The organism is Methylobacterium sp. PvR107 (assembly GCF_017833295.1).
Classification (GTDB): domain Bacteria; phylum Pseudomonadota; class Alphaproteobacteria; order Rhizobiales; family Beijerinckiaceae; genus Methylobacterium.
Genome location: NZ_JAFIBW010000001.1, coordinates 4,360,754 through 4,375,459, shown reverse-complemented (window position 1 = coordinate 4,375,459; position 14,706 = coordinate 4,360,754). Strand labels below are relative to the sequence as shown.

The window sequence follows — 14,706 nt, the reverse complement described above, 5'->3', positions numbered from 1 at the left end:
GCAACAAAAAAGGGCCCCGAGGGACCCTGCATGCGCCACCGCTCGGACCGCGGCCCTAGCTCAGGGCCGCCCCGTCGGTGACGCTACCGCTACAATAAGGATCGTGGTCATCGGATATCCGAACTTGCCTCGCGGTGGCCGACCAATCCAGCATGGATTGCAACGGGTCGCGCGTAAAGCGTCGGGCCTCTTAGCGGAGAGCGCGGAGCGGGTCAACGGTTCCGGTGTGCCGTTTCGGTGTTTCGAGCCGCGTCCGCACCCTCACTGCAGCGGCGGCGGGTAGCGGCGGACCCAGTTGCTCGCCGCGTCGTAGGCTGTGCCGAGTTGCAGGCAGGCCAGTTCGCCGTGGTTGGGACCTACGATCTGGATGCCGGTGGGCAACCCGGCCTCTCCGAACCCGGCGGGCACGTCGAGGGACGGCAGGCCCGCCATGGTCACCGGGATCACGGTCTGCATCCAGCGGTGATAGGTGTCCATCCGGCGCCCGCCCACTGTCTCGGGCCAGCGCAGAGCCTTGTCGAACGGGAAGACCTGCGCCGTCGGCATCACCAGGTAGTCGTAGGTCGCCATGAACCGGCGCAGGGTCTCGTACCAGCGCGTGCGCCCCTCCAGGGCAGCGATGATCTGGTCGGCCGTGAGCGCCAGCCCGCGCTCAACCTCCCAGACGGCCTCCGGCTTCAGCAGGGACCGATGTCGCGGCTCATCGTAGAACGGGCGCAGAGCCGCCGCGACGGTGAGCGCCCGCAGCACCAGCCAATCCTGCCAGAGCTGCTCCATGGCGTAGCGGGGCACGGCCTCCTCGACGACGCAGCCGAGCTCGACGAAGGTGCTCAGTGCCGCGCGTCCGAGGTCCAGCACGCCGGGATCGAACGGGATCTGCCCGCCGAAATCGCCGAGCCACGCGATCCGGGTGCCCCGAAAATCTCGGGCGCGCGGGCTCGCGAAGGCGGAAGGGTCCTGGCGGATGGAATTCGGGTTGCGCGGATCGTAGCCCGCCTGGACGGAGAGCATCAGGCCGATATCGGCGGGCGTGCGGCCGATGGCGCCCAGCACGCCGAGGCCGGGGCTGAACACGTCCTTGGCCTCGGCGGGGATTCGACCCCAGGCCGGGCGCAGGCCGTAGCAGTTGTTGAAGGCCGGCGGGTTTCGCAGGGAGCCGGCATGGTCGCTGCCGTCGGCGACCGGCTGAAGCCGTAGGGCCACCGCCACCGCGGCGCCGCCGCTCGACCCGCCTGCGGTCTTTTCGAGGTCGTAAGCGTTGGCAGTGGTCCCGTAGACCGGGTTGAAGCTGTGCGAGCCGAGGCCGAACTCCGGGACGTTGGTCTTGCCGATGAAGATCGCTCCCGCGGCGCGCAGGCGCGCCACCATGATCGAGTCGGTGTCGGCGATCCGGTCGGCGAAGATCGGCGAGCCCTGCGTGAATCGCAGGCCCCGCACGGGATCGAGATCCTTTACGGCAAGGGGGAAGCCGTGAAGGGGTCCGACCGCCTCGCCGCGCGCCAGGACGGCATCCGCGGCCTCCGCCTCCTGTAGAAGCGCGGCGTCGTCCCGCAGGCCCACGATGGCGTTCACCTGCGGGTTGATCCTGTGGATCCTCTCCAGATAGGCGCGCATCACCTCGGCGCAGGAGACGACCCGGCCGCGAATGGCGGCGGCGAGATCCACCGCGCCCATGGCCGTGATGCCGTCCGGTCGCGCGTCCTGCATCGTACCGCTCCTTCGATCGGGTGGGCTGTGCCGACCACGCCGCGATGCAAGATCGGAGACCGACCTTGCGAGCGGAGGGTAGCAATCCAGCGGCTCTACGCCGGTCGGCCTCGCGCGACGCTGGCTCGCTTCGCTGCGCTCGCGATGACGGTGCGCAGACCTGTCCCTAGATGATCACGCCACCGACCAAGGCAGCGTCTCCTCGCCCCGGAACACCACCACCGCCGTGTCGTCGACCGTGACCGCCTCGGCGATGCGGCTCTCCCGACGCTCAAGGGTGACGGTCCCGGTATTCGGCTCCAGCCCGTGGAAGCGGGCGCCGTTCAGCGACGCGAAGGCCTCGAACCGGTCCAGCGCCCCCTCCTCGTCGAAGACCTGCACGTAGGTCTGGAGCGCGGAAGGCCCGCAGAACACGCCGGCGCAGCCGCAGGCCGCTTCCTTGGCGCCGCGGACATGCGGGGCCGTGTCGGTGCCGAGGTAGAAGCAGGCCTCGCCGGAGGTGGCGGCCTTGCGCAGGGCCAGACGGTGCCGCTCGCGCTTGGCCACCGGCAGGCAGTACAGGTGCGGGCGCAGGCCCCCCTGGAAGATGTGGGTGCGGTTGATCACCAGGTGGTGCGGCGTGATCGTCGCCGCGCAGCGGCTGCGGTGCTCCCGGACCACGTCGAGGATCTCCGCCGTGGTGGCGTGCTCCACGGTGACTTTCAGCCCCTGGTGGCGGCCGAGCAGCGGGATCAGGCTGCCCTCCATGAAGACCGCCTCGCGGTCGAAGATGTCGATCTCCGGGTCGGTCGCCTCGCCGTGGATCAGCAGCGGCATGCCGATCCGCTCCATGCGCTCCAGCACGGGCGCGATCCCGTTGAGGTCGGTGACGCCCGCGTGCGAGTTCGTGGTCGCGCCCGCCGGATAGAGCTTGGCGGCGACCCAGACCTTGTCGGTGAAACCGCGCTCGATCTCGTCCGGATCGGTGTCGTCCCGCAGGTAGCAGGTCATCAGCGGCGTGAAGTCCTGGCCCTCGGGCAGCGCGGCGAGGATGCGCTCGCGATAGGCCTGCGCCGCCGCGACCGTGGTCACCGGCGGCACGAGGTTCGGCATGATGATGCCCCGGGCGAACTGCGCCACGGTGTAGGGCAGCACCGCCTTCAGCATCGCGCCGTCGCGCAGGTGGATGTGCCAGTCGTCCGGCCGCCGGATCGTGATCCGGTCGGCCGTCTTCGCGTCCTGGCGCTCGGCGGGGAACAGGTCGGCGACGCTCATCGCGGGATGCCCCTCAGGACTGGCCGAAGGCGGAGATGCCGCCATGGGCGGCGGACCAAGCGGCCGGCGCGTTGAGGAAGCTCTCGACCTCGGCCAGCGTCTTCGGGTCGAAGGTGCCCATCTCCTTGGCCACCGCCAGCACGTCCCACCACGTGGTGAGGTAGTGGAGCTTGATGCCGATCTCCTCCATCAGCGCGGCGCTGTCGGGGAAGATGTCATAGTAGAACAGCACGAAGCAGTGATCGACCTGGGCGCCGGACTCGCGCAGGGCCTTGCAGAAATTGACCTTGCTGCGGCCGTCGGTCGCGAGATCCTCGACCAGCAGCGTCCGGGCGCCCTCGACGATCTCGCCCTCGATCTGGGCATTGCGGCCGAAGCCTTTGGGCTTCTTCCGGATGTACTGCATCGGCAGCATCATCCGGTCAGCGATCCAGGCGGCGAAGGGGATTCCGGCGGTCTCGCCGCCCGCGATGTGGGTCAGCTTCTCGTAGCCGATCTCGCGCACGATCGTGGCGGTGGCGAAATCCATCAGCGTCGTGCGCAGGCGCGGGAACGAGATGATCTTCCGGCTGTCGGTGTAGACCGGGCTCGCCCAGCCGGAGGTGAACTTGAACGGCTCGTCCTTGTAGAAGAGCACCGCGCCGATCTCGAGGAACATCTTGGCCGCTTCGCGGGCGATCACTTGCCGGTCGAGGGGCAGAAAGGGGCTGGTCATGCGGCGTGCGCGCTCCGCTTGGTTGCTCTCCGGGGTTTGAAGACCAGTCCGGCCGGAGAGAACGCGTTGAATAAGGGCCTGACCGCCCTCCTCCGCCCTGTCTCCGCCAGCGTCAACCCTGATCGCGCCGCTATCCGCGCTTCACGCAGTGTTGCCGGCCCGCAGATGCGCGAGGTGCCGGATCGCCAGAGCGTAGCCGTGCGTCCCGAACCCGGCCAGCACGGCCGTCGCCGCCAGCGAGATGTAGGAATGGTGGCGGAAAGCCTCGCGCCGGTGGACGTTCGAGATGTGGCACTCGATCACCGGCACCTCGCAGGTGTTGAGCGCGTCGAGGATGGCGACCGAGGTGTGAGTGTAGGCGCCGGCGTTGATGACGATACCGGCGGAGCCGACGCGGAATTCATGGATCGCGTCGATCAGCACGTGCTCGGCGTTGCTCTGGCGGCACTCGACCGCGAGGCCGAAGCCCGCGGCGGTCTCGCGGCACAGGGCCTCGACGTCGGCCAGCGTCGCGCGGCCGTAGACCTCCGGCTGGCGCTTGCCCAGCAGATTCAAGTTTGGACCGTTCAGGACCAGGATCGTGTCGTTCATCGTGTGCCTCGCGGCCCGAGAGGTGCGGCAAGCGCCCGCAAGACACAAGTCCGGCTTGTCATCGGGCCGGAGATGTCCCGCACTCGGACCTGCAGCCCGCGCCGGGCGGTTCAGATCCGGGATCGACGGCGCTATCCCGGTTCGCGAAACCCGATGAGGCAGGGAGGACAGGCGGATGGCAGGATCCCGGAGCGAGGCGCCCGTAGTGATCGCGGTGGCGATCACCGGCTCCGTGCCGCGCAAGTCGGACAATCCGGCCGTTCCGGTGACGGTCGCTGAGCAGATCGAGTCGACGCACCGGGCCTTCGAGGCGGGGGCCACGCTCTGCCACATCCACGTGCGCAACGACGACGAGTCGCCCTCCTCCGACCCGGACAAGTTCGCCGCCGTGCAAGAGGGGCTGCGCCAGCACTGCCCTGGGATGATCGTGCAGTTCTCCACGGGCGGGCGCGGGCGCGATCCGGCTGCCCGCGGCCTATCGCTCAAGCACCGGCCCGACATGGCATCCCTGTCCACGGGCTCGGTGAACTTCCCGACCATCGTCTACGAGAATTCCGCGAGCCTCGTGACCGACCTCGCCAGCCAGATGAAGAATTACGGCGTCCGCCCCGAAATCGAGATCTTCGACCTCTCGCACCTGCACGGCGCCAAGCGGCTGGTGGAGACGGGCCTGATCGACGCGCGCCCGCACGTGCAGTTCGTGATGGGCGTCCAGAACGCCATGCCGGCCGAAGAGCACCTGCTCGACATCCTGCTCGCCGAGACAAGACGGATCCTGCCGGAGGCGACCTGGACCGCCGCCGGGATCGGCCGCAATCAGGCGACGGTCATGGACTGGGCGCTAGCGCGCGGCGCCGACGCGGTACGCACGGGACTCGAGGATAATATCCGGGTGACGAAGGACCGTCTGGCCGCGAGCAATGCCGAGCTGGTCGGTCTGGCCGCCGACGCCGTGGCTCGGCACGGCCGCCGTGTGGCGACGCCCGCCGAGGCTCGCGCCGCGCTCGGACTCGGCTGAGGCCACCTTCTCATATGCGAGGCGGCGTGCTAACGATCCGCCCGCGCGGGTGTAGCTCAATGGTAGAGCAGCAGCCTTCCAAGCTGAATACCCGGGTTCGATTCCCGGTACCCGCTCCAGCCCGCGCACCGGCCGCGGTCGCCGCGCCGGGTGGCGCCTCTTCCGGATCAGGCACACATCATGAAGGTTTCGGCCGACCTCTGCATCGTGCCGATGGGCGTCGGCCCGTCGGTCTCGCCCTATGTCCGCGCCATCAAGACCATCATCGAGTCGAGCGGCCTGACCGCCACGATGCATCCGAACGGCACCAACATTGAGGGGGAGCTCTCGGAGATCTGCGCGCTGGCGGAGCGGTGCGAGGCGAAGCTTGCGGAACTCGGCGTCCAGCGGACCTTCTTCACGCTGATCTTCTCCACGCGCCGGGACAAGGACCAGTCCATGGCCGACAAGCTGACGGCCGTCTCCTGACGCGGCGCTCGGCGCTCCCGCCGGGCGGTCTGGGCGCCTGATCGGTCTCAGCCGTGGCAGGCGCAGCCGGCATGATCGCAGCCGGCCTGATCCGTGTGCCCGTCGGCGCACGAGTCGCAGCAACAGGCCTTCCCGTCCCGGGACACCGCCTTCGCCACCGGGATCACGCAGACGCAGTCCTGGCAGGCACACTTGACCATCTCGACGTCGACGCTGGCCACGATGTCCTCCTCAGTACTGATGTGTACGAGCCGACGTTAGATCCGGCACATCCCTAAGAAAAGCCGGCCCGGCCGCAGTGACGCGCCCGTGATCCGTTTCCTGGCTCGCGCGTTCCCCTCGTCCGGTCACTAGCGTGCCGGATGGGAGGACGGCATGGCAGAGCAGGAAACCGGCGACGTACGGATCGAGCCTTATGAAGGCCCGGCGGGCGGCTGGGGCTCGGCGCGCTCCCTCGTCGAGATCCTGACCCGCGAGGGTGTGCCGGTCACCGGTTCGGCGATGCTGCTGAAGCAAAACAAGCCGGACGGTTTCATGTGCGTGTCCTGCGCCTGGGCGAAGCCCGCCAAGCCGCTCGCCTTCGAGTATTGCGAGAACGGCGCCAAGGCGACCGCCTGGGAGCAGACACGGCGGCGCGCGACCCCGGACTTCTTCGCGGCCCACACCGTCACCGAGCTGCTCGGCTGGAGCGATTACGCCCTGGAGGAGCAGGGTCGCCTCACCCAGCCCCTGCGCTACGATCCCGAGACCGATCGCTACCGCCCCGTCTCGTGGGCCGAGGCGATGGCGGAGATCGGGCGGGAGCTGAAGGCCCTGCGTGCGGCCGACCCGAAATCGGTCGTGTTCTACGCCTCGGGCCGGGCCTCCCTCGAGACCAGCTACATGTGGGCGCTGCTGGCGCGTCTCTACGGCAACAACAACCTGCCGGATTCCTCCAACATGTGCCACGAGCCGACCTCGGTGGCACTGCCCCAGTCGATCGGTGCGCCCGTGGGCACGGTGCTCCTCGAGGATTTCGAGGACACCGACCTGATTTTCTTCTTCGGCCAGAATGTCGGCTCGAACGCGCCGCGGATGCTCCACCCGCTCCAAGAGGCACGGCGCCGCGGCGCGCAGATCATCACCTTCAACCCGCTGCGCGAGCGCGGGCTGGAGCATTTCACCAATCCGCAATCGCCGGTGGAGATGCTGACGCGGTCCTCCACGAAGATCTCGACCCAGTACCATCAGGTGAAGGCGGGCGGGGATCTGGCGGCGATCACCGGCCTGTGCAAGGCGCTGCTCGCCCTGGACAGGGCGGCGTCGGCTGCCGGACGGACCGGCGTGCTCGATCACGCCTTCATCGCCGAGCACACCCACGGATTCGACGATTTCGTCGCCTTCTGCGACGGGCAGGACTGGGCCGCGCTGGAGCGACGCTCCGGCCTGACTCGAGCCGCCTTGGAGGCGGCGGCTGCAGCCTACGCCCGCGCCAAGGCGGTGATCGGCATCTACGGGATGGGTCTCACGCAGCACCGCAAGGGCACCGAAACCGTGCGGATGCTGGTCAACCTGCTGCTCCTGCGCGGAAATATCGGGAAACCCGGAGCCGGGATCTGCCCCGTGCGCGGCCATTCCAACGTGCAGGGTCAGCGCACGGTCGGCATCACCGAGAAACCGGAACTGGCACCCCTCGACAAGCTCAAGGAGCTCTACGATTTCGAGCCGCCGCGGGAGAAGGGGCTCAACACCGTCGAGACCTGCGAGGGCATCCTCGACGGCAGCGTGCAGGCCTTCATCGGGCTGGGCGGCAACTTCCTGCGCGCGGTCCCCGATACCGGCCGTATGGAGCCGGCTTGGCTCCGGCAGCGGCTGACCGTCCAGATCTCGACCAAGCTCAACCGCTCGCATCTCGTGAACGGGGCGGTGGCCTACATCCTGCCCTGCCTCGGCCGCATCGAGATCGACCGGCAGGCGAGCGGCCCGCAGGCGGTCTCGATGGAGGATTCGACTGCGCGCTTTCACGGCTCCCGGGGTGTGTCAGACCCGGTCGGACCGCACGTGCGCTCGGAGCCCTGGATCGTGGCGGAGATCGCCAAGGCGACCCTGCCGCCGAATCCGCGCGTCGACTGGGATTCCTGGGTCGGCGATTACGGCCGGGTGCGTGCGGCGATCGAGGCCACGTACCCCAAGGTGTTCCAGGACCTGAACGGTCGGATGTTCCAGCCCGGCGGCCTGACCAAGCCCCTGGGCGCCCGCGACCGGAAGTGGGAAACGGAGAACGGTAAGGCGAACTTCGCCGTGCCGGCCGGCCTGGAGGCCGACCCGGACCTGCCGGCCCGCGGCCCAGACGTGCTCGACCTGATCACCCTCCGGTCGAACGACCAGTTCAACACCACGGTCTATGGCTACGACGACCGCTTCCGCGGCGTGAAGGGCACCCGCTCGGTGCTGTTCATGAACCGGCAGGACATCGCCCGGCTTGGACTGAAGGACGGTGGCGGCGTCGACGTGGAGACCGAGGCCGACGACTCGGTTCCGCGGCGTGTCGGTGGGCTTCGGGTCGTGGCCTACGACATCCCGGAAGGGAATTGCGGCGGCTACTACCCTGAGTTGAACGTCCTGCTGCCGCTCTGGCACTATGACGAGCAGTCCAAGACGCCCGCCGCCAAGGCGATCACCGTCCGGGTGACCGCAGCGGCCGGCTTAGGCTGAGAGGAGCGTCTGGCGCGCGGTCGCTCCTTCCGGCAAGGAACGATCATGGACCAAGCGACCCCACCCGACGCGCGACCAGACGCCCTTGCGGATCCGCGTCTGCTCGACCTCCTGGATCGGATCGCGAGCGGGACGCCCCTGCAGGCGCCGGGGCAAGATCTCTCGCTTCTGCAGGCGTGTCCGGATGTGCTGGCCTCGGAGGCGGGCGCCGCCGATCCCGAGTCCGGCGGCCTTCCGCTCGCCGAGGCCGATCTCTCCGGAGCCCGAATGGAGGAGGCCGACCTCACCGGCGCCAACCTGCGCCGGGCCAAGCTCGGCGGCGCGGTCGGGCGCTCGACCCGCTTCACGGGCGCGATTCTGGAGGAGGCCGACCTCTCCGAGGCGGACCTGTCGGGCGCTGATTTCACCGGGACCGTCGCGGGCCAAGTGAAGTTCGTCGGCGCCATGCTGGAGGATGCCCGCTTCGGTCAGGCCGCGATGCGTTTCGCCGACCTGTCCGGCGCGCTCCTCGACGGGGCGGATTTCGCGGGCGCCGATCTCTGGGGCGCGAATTTTTCCGGGGCGGACGCCGACGACACGGTGTTCCGCGAGGCCCGCCTGGACGAGGCCAAGCTCGCGGACGCCAACCTCACCCACGCGGATTTCACCGGCGCCAGCCTGACGAAGGCGAGCTTGACGGGCTCGCGGTTGCGGGGGGCGAACTTTACCGGGGCGAAGCTCGACGGGGCCGATCTGTCGGGCGCTGATCTGTCCGATACCGATCTGGTGCGCTTGAATCTCGCGACCTGCAGCCTCCGGCACGCCCGCTTCTCCGGCGCGTGGCTGAACGGCACGCGGATGAGCGTCGAGCAGCTCGGCGGTTCGGTCGGCGAGGAGCTGGCCGGCACCTATGAAGCCGCACAAGCGAGCTATCTGGCCCTGGAGCAGAACTGGAAGAGCATCGGCAACCACGACGCGGCGAGCTGGGCCTACAAGCGAGGCCGCCGGATGGGCCGTTTCCATGCCGGGCGGCAGGCGCTTGCCGCCTGGACCGAGCGGGACTGGAACGGCGTTCTGAGGCACGGCTATCGCTGGACCGCCGACCGCTTCGTGGAGTGGCTGTGCGATTACGGCGAGAGCCTGTCGCGCATCGCCCGGGCCTTCGCCCTGCTGATCGTCGTGTTCGCGGGCCTCTACGGGCTGACCGGCGGCCTGTTCATCCTGGACGGGCCGGAGGCGGGCCCGACCTACAATCCCCTCGATCTCCTGAGCTACAGCGCGCTCAACATGATGACCGCGAACCCGCCGGAGATCGGTCTGAAGCCCACCGGCCGCGTCACCAACCTGCTGGTCGGCCTCGAGGGCGCGGTCGGCATCATCCTGATGGGGCTTTACGGCTTCGTCCTGGGCAATCGCCTGCGGCGATAATGGGCGGCTGCGAGGCCGCCGCGCGGAGCCGTCACTCGCCCACGCTCAGGCGGTCGATGACGAGGCTGAGGTCCTTGCGCAGGGCGCGGATCTCCGGCTCGCTGAGTTCGAGCTGGCACATCACGCTCTCGCGGACGGATACGGCCTCGGAGCGCAGCGCCGAGCCCTTGGGCGTCAGCGCGATCTCGACCTCGCGCTCGTCGGACTGCCGGCGGGTGCGAAGCAGGAAGCCCGCGCTCTCCAGCCGCTTCAGCACCGGCGTCAGGGTGCCGGAATCGAGCCGCAGCCGCCGGCCGATCTCGGAGACCGTGACGCCGTCCTGCTCCCACAGGACCAGGAGGACGAGGTATTGCGGATAGGTCAAGCCGAGCCGCTCCAGGAACGGGCGGTAGGACTTGGTCATCCGGTGCGCGGCCGCATAGAGCGCGTAGCAAAGCTGGTTATCCAGAAGGAGCGGGTCCGACTCTCGCTCCGCCTCTAACGTGTCGGCAGTGTACGCCATATCGTTCGCCCATCGCGGTCCAGGCACCGCCACTCTCGACCGCGACCGCGGGTCTGTCATGATACCATAACACGCGAAGCCGGCGCACAAGGTCCGGCCGAGCGTCACGATTTCCTAACAACCCGGCTAGGATCGTGACTCACTATTTTGACGATGCGAGCGCCGCGAGGGTGTCGAGGAGGCCGGTCTCGTCCTCGAGGGTCCGGAGATCGAGGACGATCGTGTCGTCGCTGATCCGGCCGATCACCGGCATCGGCAGCCCGCGCAGGCGCTCGGCCAGTCGCATGCATCGACCGCCGGCGCCGCGCCGGCCCGGTCCGTCCCCCGGAACCGGATGGAGAACCAGGGCGGCGCTGGGCAGCGTCTCGACCGGCAGGGCACCGGAGCCGATCTGGCTGATGCAGGCTGCCACCGTAACTGTCGCGCTGCCGGCGAGCCGCTGCGCCACCGCGGGCGCGAGCCGCTCCGCCTGCTCGGCGATCGCCGCACGGTCGCGGGTCAGCAGCCGCAGGGTCGGCAGCTCTGCTCGCAACCGCTCAGGGTGCAAATAGAGGCGCAGCACGGCTTCAAGGGCCGCGTAGGTCATCTTGTCGACGCGCAAGGCCCGCTTCAGCGGGTTCTTGCGCACGCGGGCGATCAGATCCTTCCGGCCGGCCACGATGCCGCATTGGACCGCACCGAGGAGCTTGTCGCCGCTGAACGTCACCACGTCGGCCCGCGCCAGGGCCGCCCGCACGGTGGGCTCGGGCGGAAGGCCGTAGGCCGCGAGATCGACGAGGCTGCCGCTGCCGAGATCGTCGGCAAGCGGCACGCCGCGCTCGCGGCAGAGGGCGTACAGGGCGGCCGGGTCGGCGGCGGCGGTGAAGCCCGCGATCGCGTAATTGCTCGGATGCACCTTCATCACCAAGCCGGTGCGCGGGCCGATCGCGTCCGCGTAATCGCCCAGATGCGTGCGGTTCGTGGTGCCGACCTCGCGGAGACGACATCCGGCGCGGATCATGACGTCCGGCACCCGGAAGGAGCCTCCGATCTCTACGAGTTCTCCGCGCGAGACCACCACCTCCTTGCGCATGGCGAGCGCGTTCAGCACCAGCAGGACCGCGGCCGCGTTGTTGTTCACCACCACCGCGGCTTCGGCACCAGTGAGGCGGCAGATCAGGCCCTCGACGTGGTCGTCCCGCTCGCCCCGGGCCCCGGTTCCGAGATCGAATTCCAGGTTGCTCGCCTGCACCATCACGGCGGCCACCGCCTCGGCGGCCGAGCGCGGCAGCAGGGCGCGACCCAGATTGGTGTGGAGCACGGTCCCGGTGAGGTTGAACACGGGCCGCAGGGAGGGGCGTCTCTCGGCGGCGAGGCGCGCGCACGCGGCAGCCCGGATCTCCGGCGCCTCCGGCACCGGGCCACCCTCGCCGCGGAGGCCGGCCAGCACGGCCCGGATCGCGTCGGTGAAGGCTGTCCGCCCATAGGCCTCCAGTTCGGACGCCGGCGCCCCGCCGACCAAGCGCTCGACGGATGGCATCCGGCGGGGTGTCCGGGCGGCGTTCGGGTCGGTTGGGGCGGACGAGGTCATGCAGACGCACAGATAACGATCCGCCGGCGCCGGGCCAGCCCGGCCGGACGCGGACAATCCGCGCAGGATTGTTCCGTCCCAGGTCCGACGTTAAGGCCACATCCGGAAAACGGTCGCCGATGGCGAGCCGAAGCTTTACGAAGCGGCCCGGGGCCCGGCCATGTGGGCCACCCGCCGACCCTATCGGGAGACGTCACCATGTCCCGGGCCTCTGCTGCCATCCATCCGATGATCCTGTGCGGCGGGACGGGGACGCGGCTGTGGCCGGCCTCGCGGGAGAGCATGCCCAAGCAGTTCGCCCGGCTGGTGGAGGCGGAGCGCTCGACGTTCCAGGCGACCCTCGCGCGGGTGTCGGACGCGGCCGTGTTCGCGAAGGCGACCGTGATCGCTTCGGCCGAGGCTCGGTTCATCGTCGCCGAGCAGCGCGATCAGCTCGGACTGGCCGCCGACATCCTGCTCGAGCCGCAGGGGCGCGACTCGGCCGCGGCGGTGGCAGTGGCGGCGCTGCACGCGGCGGCCACCGACCCGCAGGCGGTCGTGCTGATCATGGCCGCCGACCACGTCGTGCCCGACACGGCCGCCTTCGTGGACGCCGTAAGGCGCGCGGCCGCCGGCGCGCAGGCGGGCTACACCATGACGCTGGGCATCGAGCCGGACCGCCCCGCCACCGATTACGGCTACATCCGACGCGGAGAGCCGATCGCGGAGGCGCCCGACGCCGCCCGCGTCGCCCGCTTCGTCGAGAAGCCCGACCGGAAAGGCGCCGAGGCGCTGATTGCGGAGGGGGCGCTGTGGAACTCCGGCTACTTCCTCTTCCGCGCCGACCTGATGCTGGCCGAGCTGGAGGCATTCGTGCCGGACGTGCTCGCGGCCGCGCGCGCGGCCCTGGAGGCCGCGGTGACCGACCTCGACTTCGTGCGCCTCGATGCGGCGGCCTTCGCCCAGGCCCCCAAAATCTCGATCGACTACGCGGTGATGGAGCGGACCGCCCAGGCCGGCGTGCTGCCGGTATCGTTCCCGTGGTCGGATGTCGGCACCTGGGACGCGGTCTGGCAGGTACTGGACCACGATGAGGCGGGCAACGCGGTGCGGGGCCGGGTGTCGCTGATCGATACGAAGAACAGCCTGGTCCACAGTCAGGGCGATGGCGTGACCGCCGTGGTCGGCCTGGAGGACGTGGTGGTGGTGTCCACGCCCGACGCGGTGCTGGTGGCCTCGAAGGCGCGCTCGGGGCAGGTGAAGGAGCTGGTGGCCGCGCTGCGGGCGAAAGGTGAGCCGGAGGCGGACGCGCATTTGCGGATGTACCGGCCGTGGGGCTGGTACCAGCGGATCGACATCGGCGAGCGGTTCCAGGTGAAGCGAATCCAGGTTGTGCCGGGCGGCCGCCTGTCGCTGCAGAAGCACTACCACCGGGCGGAGCACTGGGTGGTGGTGCGCGGCACCGCCGAGGTGACGATCGACGAGCGGGTGGTTCTGGTCCACGAGAACGAAGCGGTCTATCTGCCGATCGGGTCGATGCACCGGCTGGCCAATCCGGGGAAGATCCCGCTGGAGCTGATCGAGGTGCAGGTCGGCTCCTACACCGGCGAGGACGACATCATCCGCGTCGAGGACATCTACGGACGCTGAGCGAAACCGCGCCCTGCGACGCAAACACCCTCCCGGTATCCGGAACCATGAAGCCCTCCCGGTGAATAGCAGGGTGTGTGGCCCCGCTCCTTGCGGACGGCAGCCGCACATCGCGACATCGGGGACGTTTCATGAAGCACAAGCCGCTCCGCGAGCAGGTCATCGTGATCACCGGCGCATCGTCGGGCATCGGGCTGGCCACGGCGCGGATGGCGGCCGAGCGCGGCGCCCGCGTCGTCATGGCGGCGCGCAGCGGCGATGCCCTGGCGCGGATCCGCGCGGAGATCGAGGGGATCGGCGGCAAGGCGATCGACGTGGTCGCCGATGTCGGTCGCCGCGCGGACGTCCAGGCGGTCGCCGACCGCGCGGAGGCCACCTTCGGCGGCTTCGACACCTGGGTGAACGTCGCGGGCGGCTCGATCTACGGCCGGCTGCGCGAGATCAGCGACGCCGACCATCAGCGGCTGATCCAGACCAACTTCTGGGGCACGGTCTACGGGTCGCTGGTGGCGACCGAGCACCTGCGCCAGCATGGCGGCGCGCTCATCAACGTCGGCAGCATAGCCTCGGACCTCGCCTTCCCGTTCCAGGGTATGTACGCGGCCTCGAAGCACGCGGTGAAGGGCTTCACCGACGCGTTGCGCATGGAGCTGATGTACGAGAAGGCCCCGGTCTCGGTCACGCTGATCAAGCCGGCCTCGATCGATACCCCCCTGCCCCAGCGCGCGCGCAACTACATGGACCGCGAGCCGAGCCTGCCGCCGCCGATCTACCCACCTGATGAGGTGGCGAACGCCATCCTGCACGCGGCCGTGCACCCCCAGCGCGACATCTTCGTGGGCGGCGCCGGCAAGGTCTTCACGGCCGGCAAGGAGTTCGCGCCCGGCGCCTACGACAATCTCGCCCCGGCGATCATCGCGCTCCAGAAGCGCGCGAGCGCCCCGCGCAATCCGGATGGGGCACTGCACGCGCCGGTGCCGGCGGGCGAGATGCGCGGCGACCCGCCCCTCCCCGTCATGCGCACCAGCGCGTACACCCGGGCGACGCTGCATCCGCTTGCGGCGGTGGCCGGCCTCGTCGGCATCGGCGCAGCCACCGCGTTCGCCGTTCTCAAGACCGCGCCCGGCCGCCGGCGGCCCCTGTAGTCGACC

The 14,706-nt window shown here is 69.6% G+C and carries 13 protein-coding genes and 1 tRNA gene; 7 read left to right on the top strand and 7 right to left on the bottom strand.

The window, feature by feature from the left end; translation table 11 throughout:
• Positions 1-261 precede the first annotated feature (261 nt).
• From JOE48_RS20590 to aroQ, 4 genes are all read right to left on the bottom strand, one after another.
• Positions 262-1,707: an amidase gene (locus tag JOE48_RS20590; protein ID WP_210032528.1), complete on the bottom strand. Its 1,446-nt coding sequence runs from the start codon at positions 1,705-1,707 to the stop codon at positions 262-264.
• Positions 1,708-1,881: 174 nt separating this feature from the next.
• Positions 1,882-2,961 carry a dihydroorotase gene (gene pyrC, locus JOE48_RS20585; protein ID WP_210032527.1) on the bottom strand — a complete coding sequence of 360 codons (1,080 nt, stop codon included), beginning with the start codon at positions 2,959-2,961 and terminating at the stop codon, positions 1,882-1,884.
• 13 nt (positions 2,962-2,974) lie between these two features.
• Positions 2,975-3,676, bottom strand: a complete 702-nt coding sequence (locus JOE48_RS20580; RefSeq protein ID WP_210032526.1) for an orotate phosphoribosyltransferase — start codon at positions 3,674-3,676, stop codon at positions 2,975-2,977.
• 141 nt (positions 3,677-3,817) lie between these two features.
• Positions 3,818-4,267, bottom strand: coding sequence for a type II 3-dehydroquinate dehydratase (aroQ, locus tag JOE48_RS20575; RefSeq protein ID WP_210032524.1), 450 nt, complete (start codon positions 4,265-4,267; stop codon positions 3,818-3,820).
• Between the two features lie 175 nt (positions 4,268-4,442).
• On the opposite strand from aroQ, the gene JOE48_RS20570 reads away from it, so the two are divergent.
• The 3 genes from JOE48_RS20570 to JOE48_RS20560 all read left to right on the top strand — a co-directional run bounded on the left by JOE48_RS20570 (position 4,443) and on the right by JOE48_RS20560 (position 5,753).
• Positions 4,443-5,285 (top strand): 3-keto-5-aminohexanoate cleavage protein, encoded by an 843-nt coding sequence (locus JOE48_RS20570; RefSeq protein ID WP_210032522.1) that lies wholly within the window; start codon positions 4,443-4,445, stop codon positions 5,283-5,285.
• A 45-nt stretch (positions 5,286-5,330) separates the two neighbouring features.
• Positions 5,331-5,404 (top strand) — tRNA-Gly (locus tag JOE48_RS20565).
• Between the two features lie 61 nt (positions 5,405-5,465).
• Positions 5,466-5,753: an MTH1187 family thiamine-binding protein gene (locus tag JOE48_RS20560; RefSeq protein WP_210032520.1), complete on the top strand. Its 288-nt coding sequence runs from the start codon at positions 5,466-5,468 to the stop codon at positions 5,751-5,753.
• A 47-nt stretch (positions 5,754-5,800) separates the two neighbouring features.
• Here the strand turns inward: JOE48_RS20560 and JOE48_RS20555 are convergent, their stop codons facing one another.
• Entirely contained in the window at positions 5,801-5,974 is a 174-nt protein-coding gene (locus tag JOE48_RS20555) for a metallothionein (protein WP_210032518.1), read from the bottom strand.
• Positions 5,975-6,128: 154 nt separating this feature from the next.
• Between JOE48_RS20555 and JOE48_RS20550 the strand changes: the two genes are divergently transcribed.
• Entirely contained in the window at positions 6,129-8,447 is a 2,319-nt protein-coding gene (locus JOE48_RS20550; RefSeq protein WP_210032516.1) for an FdhF/YdeP family oxidoreductase, read from the top strand.
• A gap of 45 nt (positions 8,448-8,492) precedes the next feature.
• On the top strand, positions 8,493-9,854 hold the full coding sequence (locus tag JOE48_RS20545) for a pentapeptide repeat-containing protein (RefSeq protein WP_210032513.1): 1,362 nt from the start codon (positions 8,493-8,495) through the stop codon (positions 9,852-9,854).
• 31 nt (positions 9,855-9,885) lie between these two features.
• On the opposite strand, the gene JOE48_RS20540 is transcribed toward JOE48_RS20545, so the two are convergent.
• Together JOE48_RS20540 and selA are read right to left on the bottom strand one after the other, a co-directional pair.
• Complete coding sequence (locus JOE48_RS20540) at positions 9,886-10,356, bottom strand: MarR family winged helix-turn-helix transcriptional regulator (protein WP_210032511.1); 471 nt, start codon at positions 10,354-10,356, stop codon at positions 9,886-9,888.
• A gap of 142 nt (positions 10,357-10,498) precedes the next feature.
• Positions 10,499-11,875, bottom strand: a complete 1,377-nt coding sequence (gene selA, locus JOE48_RS20535; RefSeq protein WP_245252899.1) for an L-seryl-tRNA(Sec) selenium transferase — start codon at positions 11,873-11,875, stop codon at positions 10,499-10,501.
• 249 nt (positions 11,876-12,124) lie between these two features.
• Here selA and JOE48_RS20530 point away from each other — a divergent pair, with 249 nt between their 5' ends.
• Both JOE48_RS20530 and JOE48_RS20525 read left to right on the top strand, forming a co-directional pair.
• Positions 12,125-13,555 (top strand): mannose-1-phosphate guanylyltransferase/mannose-6-phosphate isomerase, encoded by a 1,431-nt coding sequence (locus tag JOE48_RS20530; RefSeq protein ID WP_210032506.1) that lies wholly within the window; start codon positions 12,125-12,127, stop codon positions 13,553-13,555.
• Between the two features lie 131 nt (positions 13,556-13,686).
• Positions 13,687-14,700, top strand: coding sequence for an SDR family oxidoreductase (locus tag JOE48_RS20525; RefSeq protein WP_210032505.1), 1,014 nt, complete (start codon positions 13,687-13,689; stop codon positions 14,698-14,700).
• The last annotated feature ends 6 nt before the right edge of the window (positions 14,701-14,706 follow it).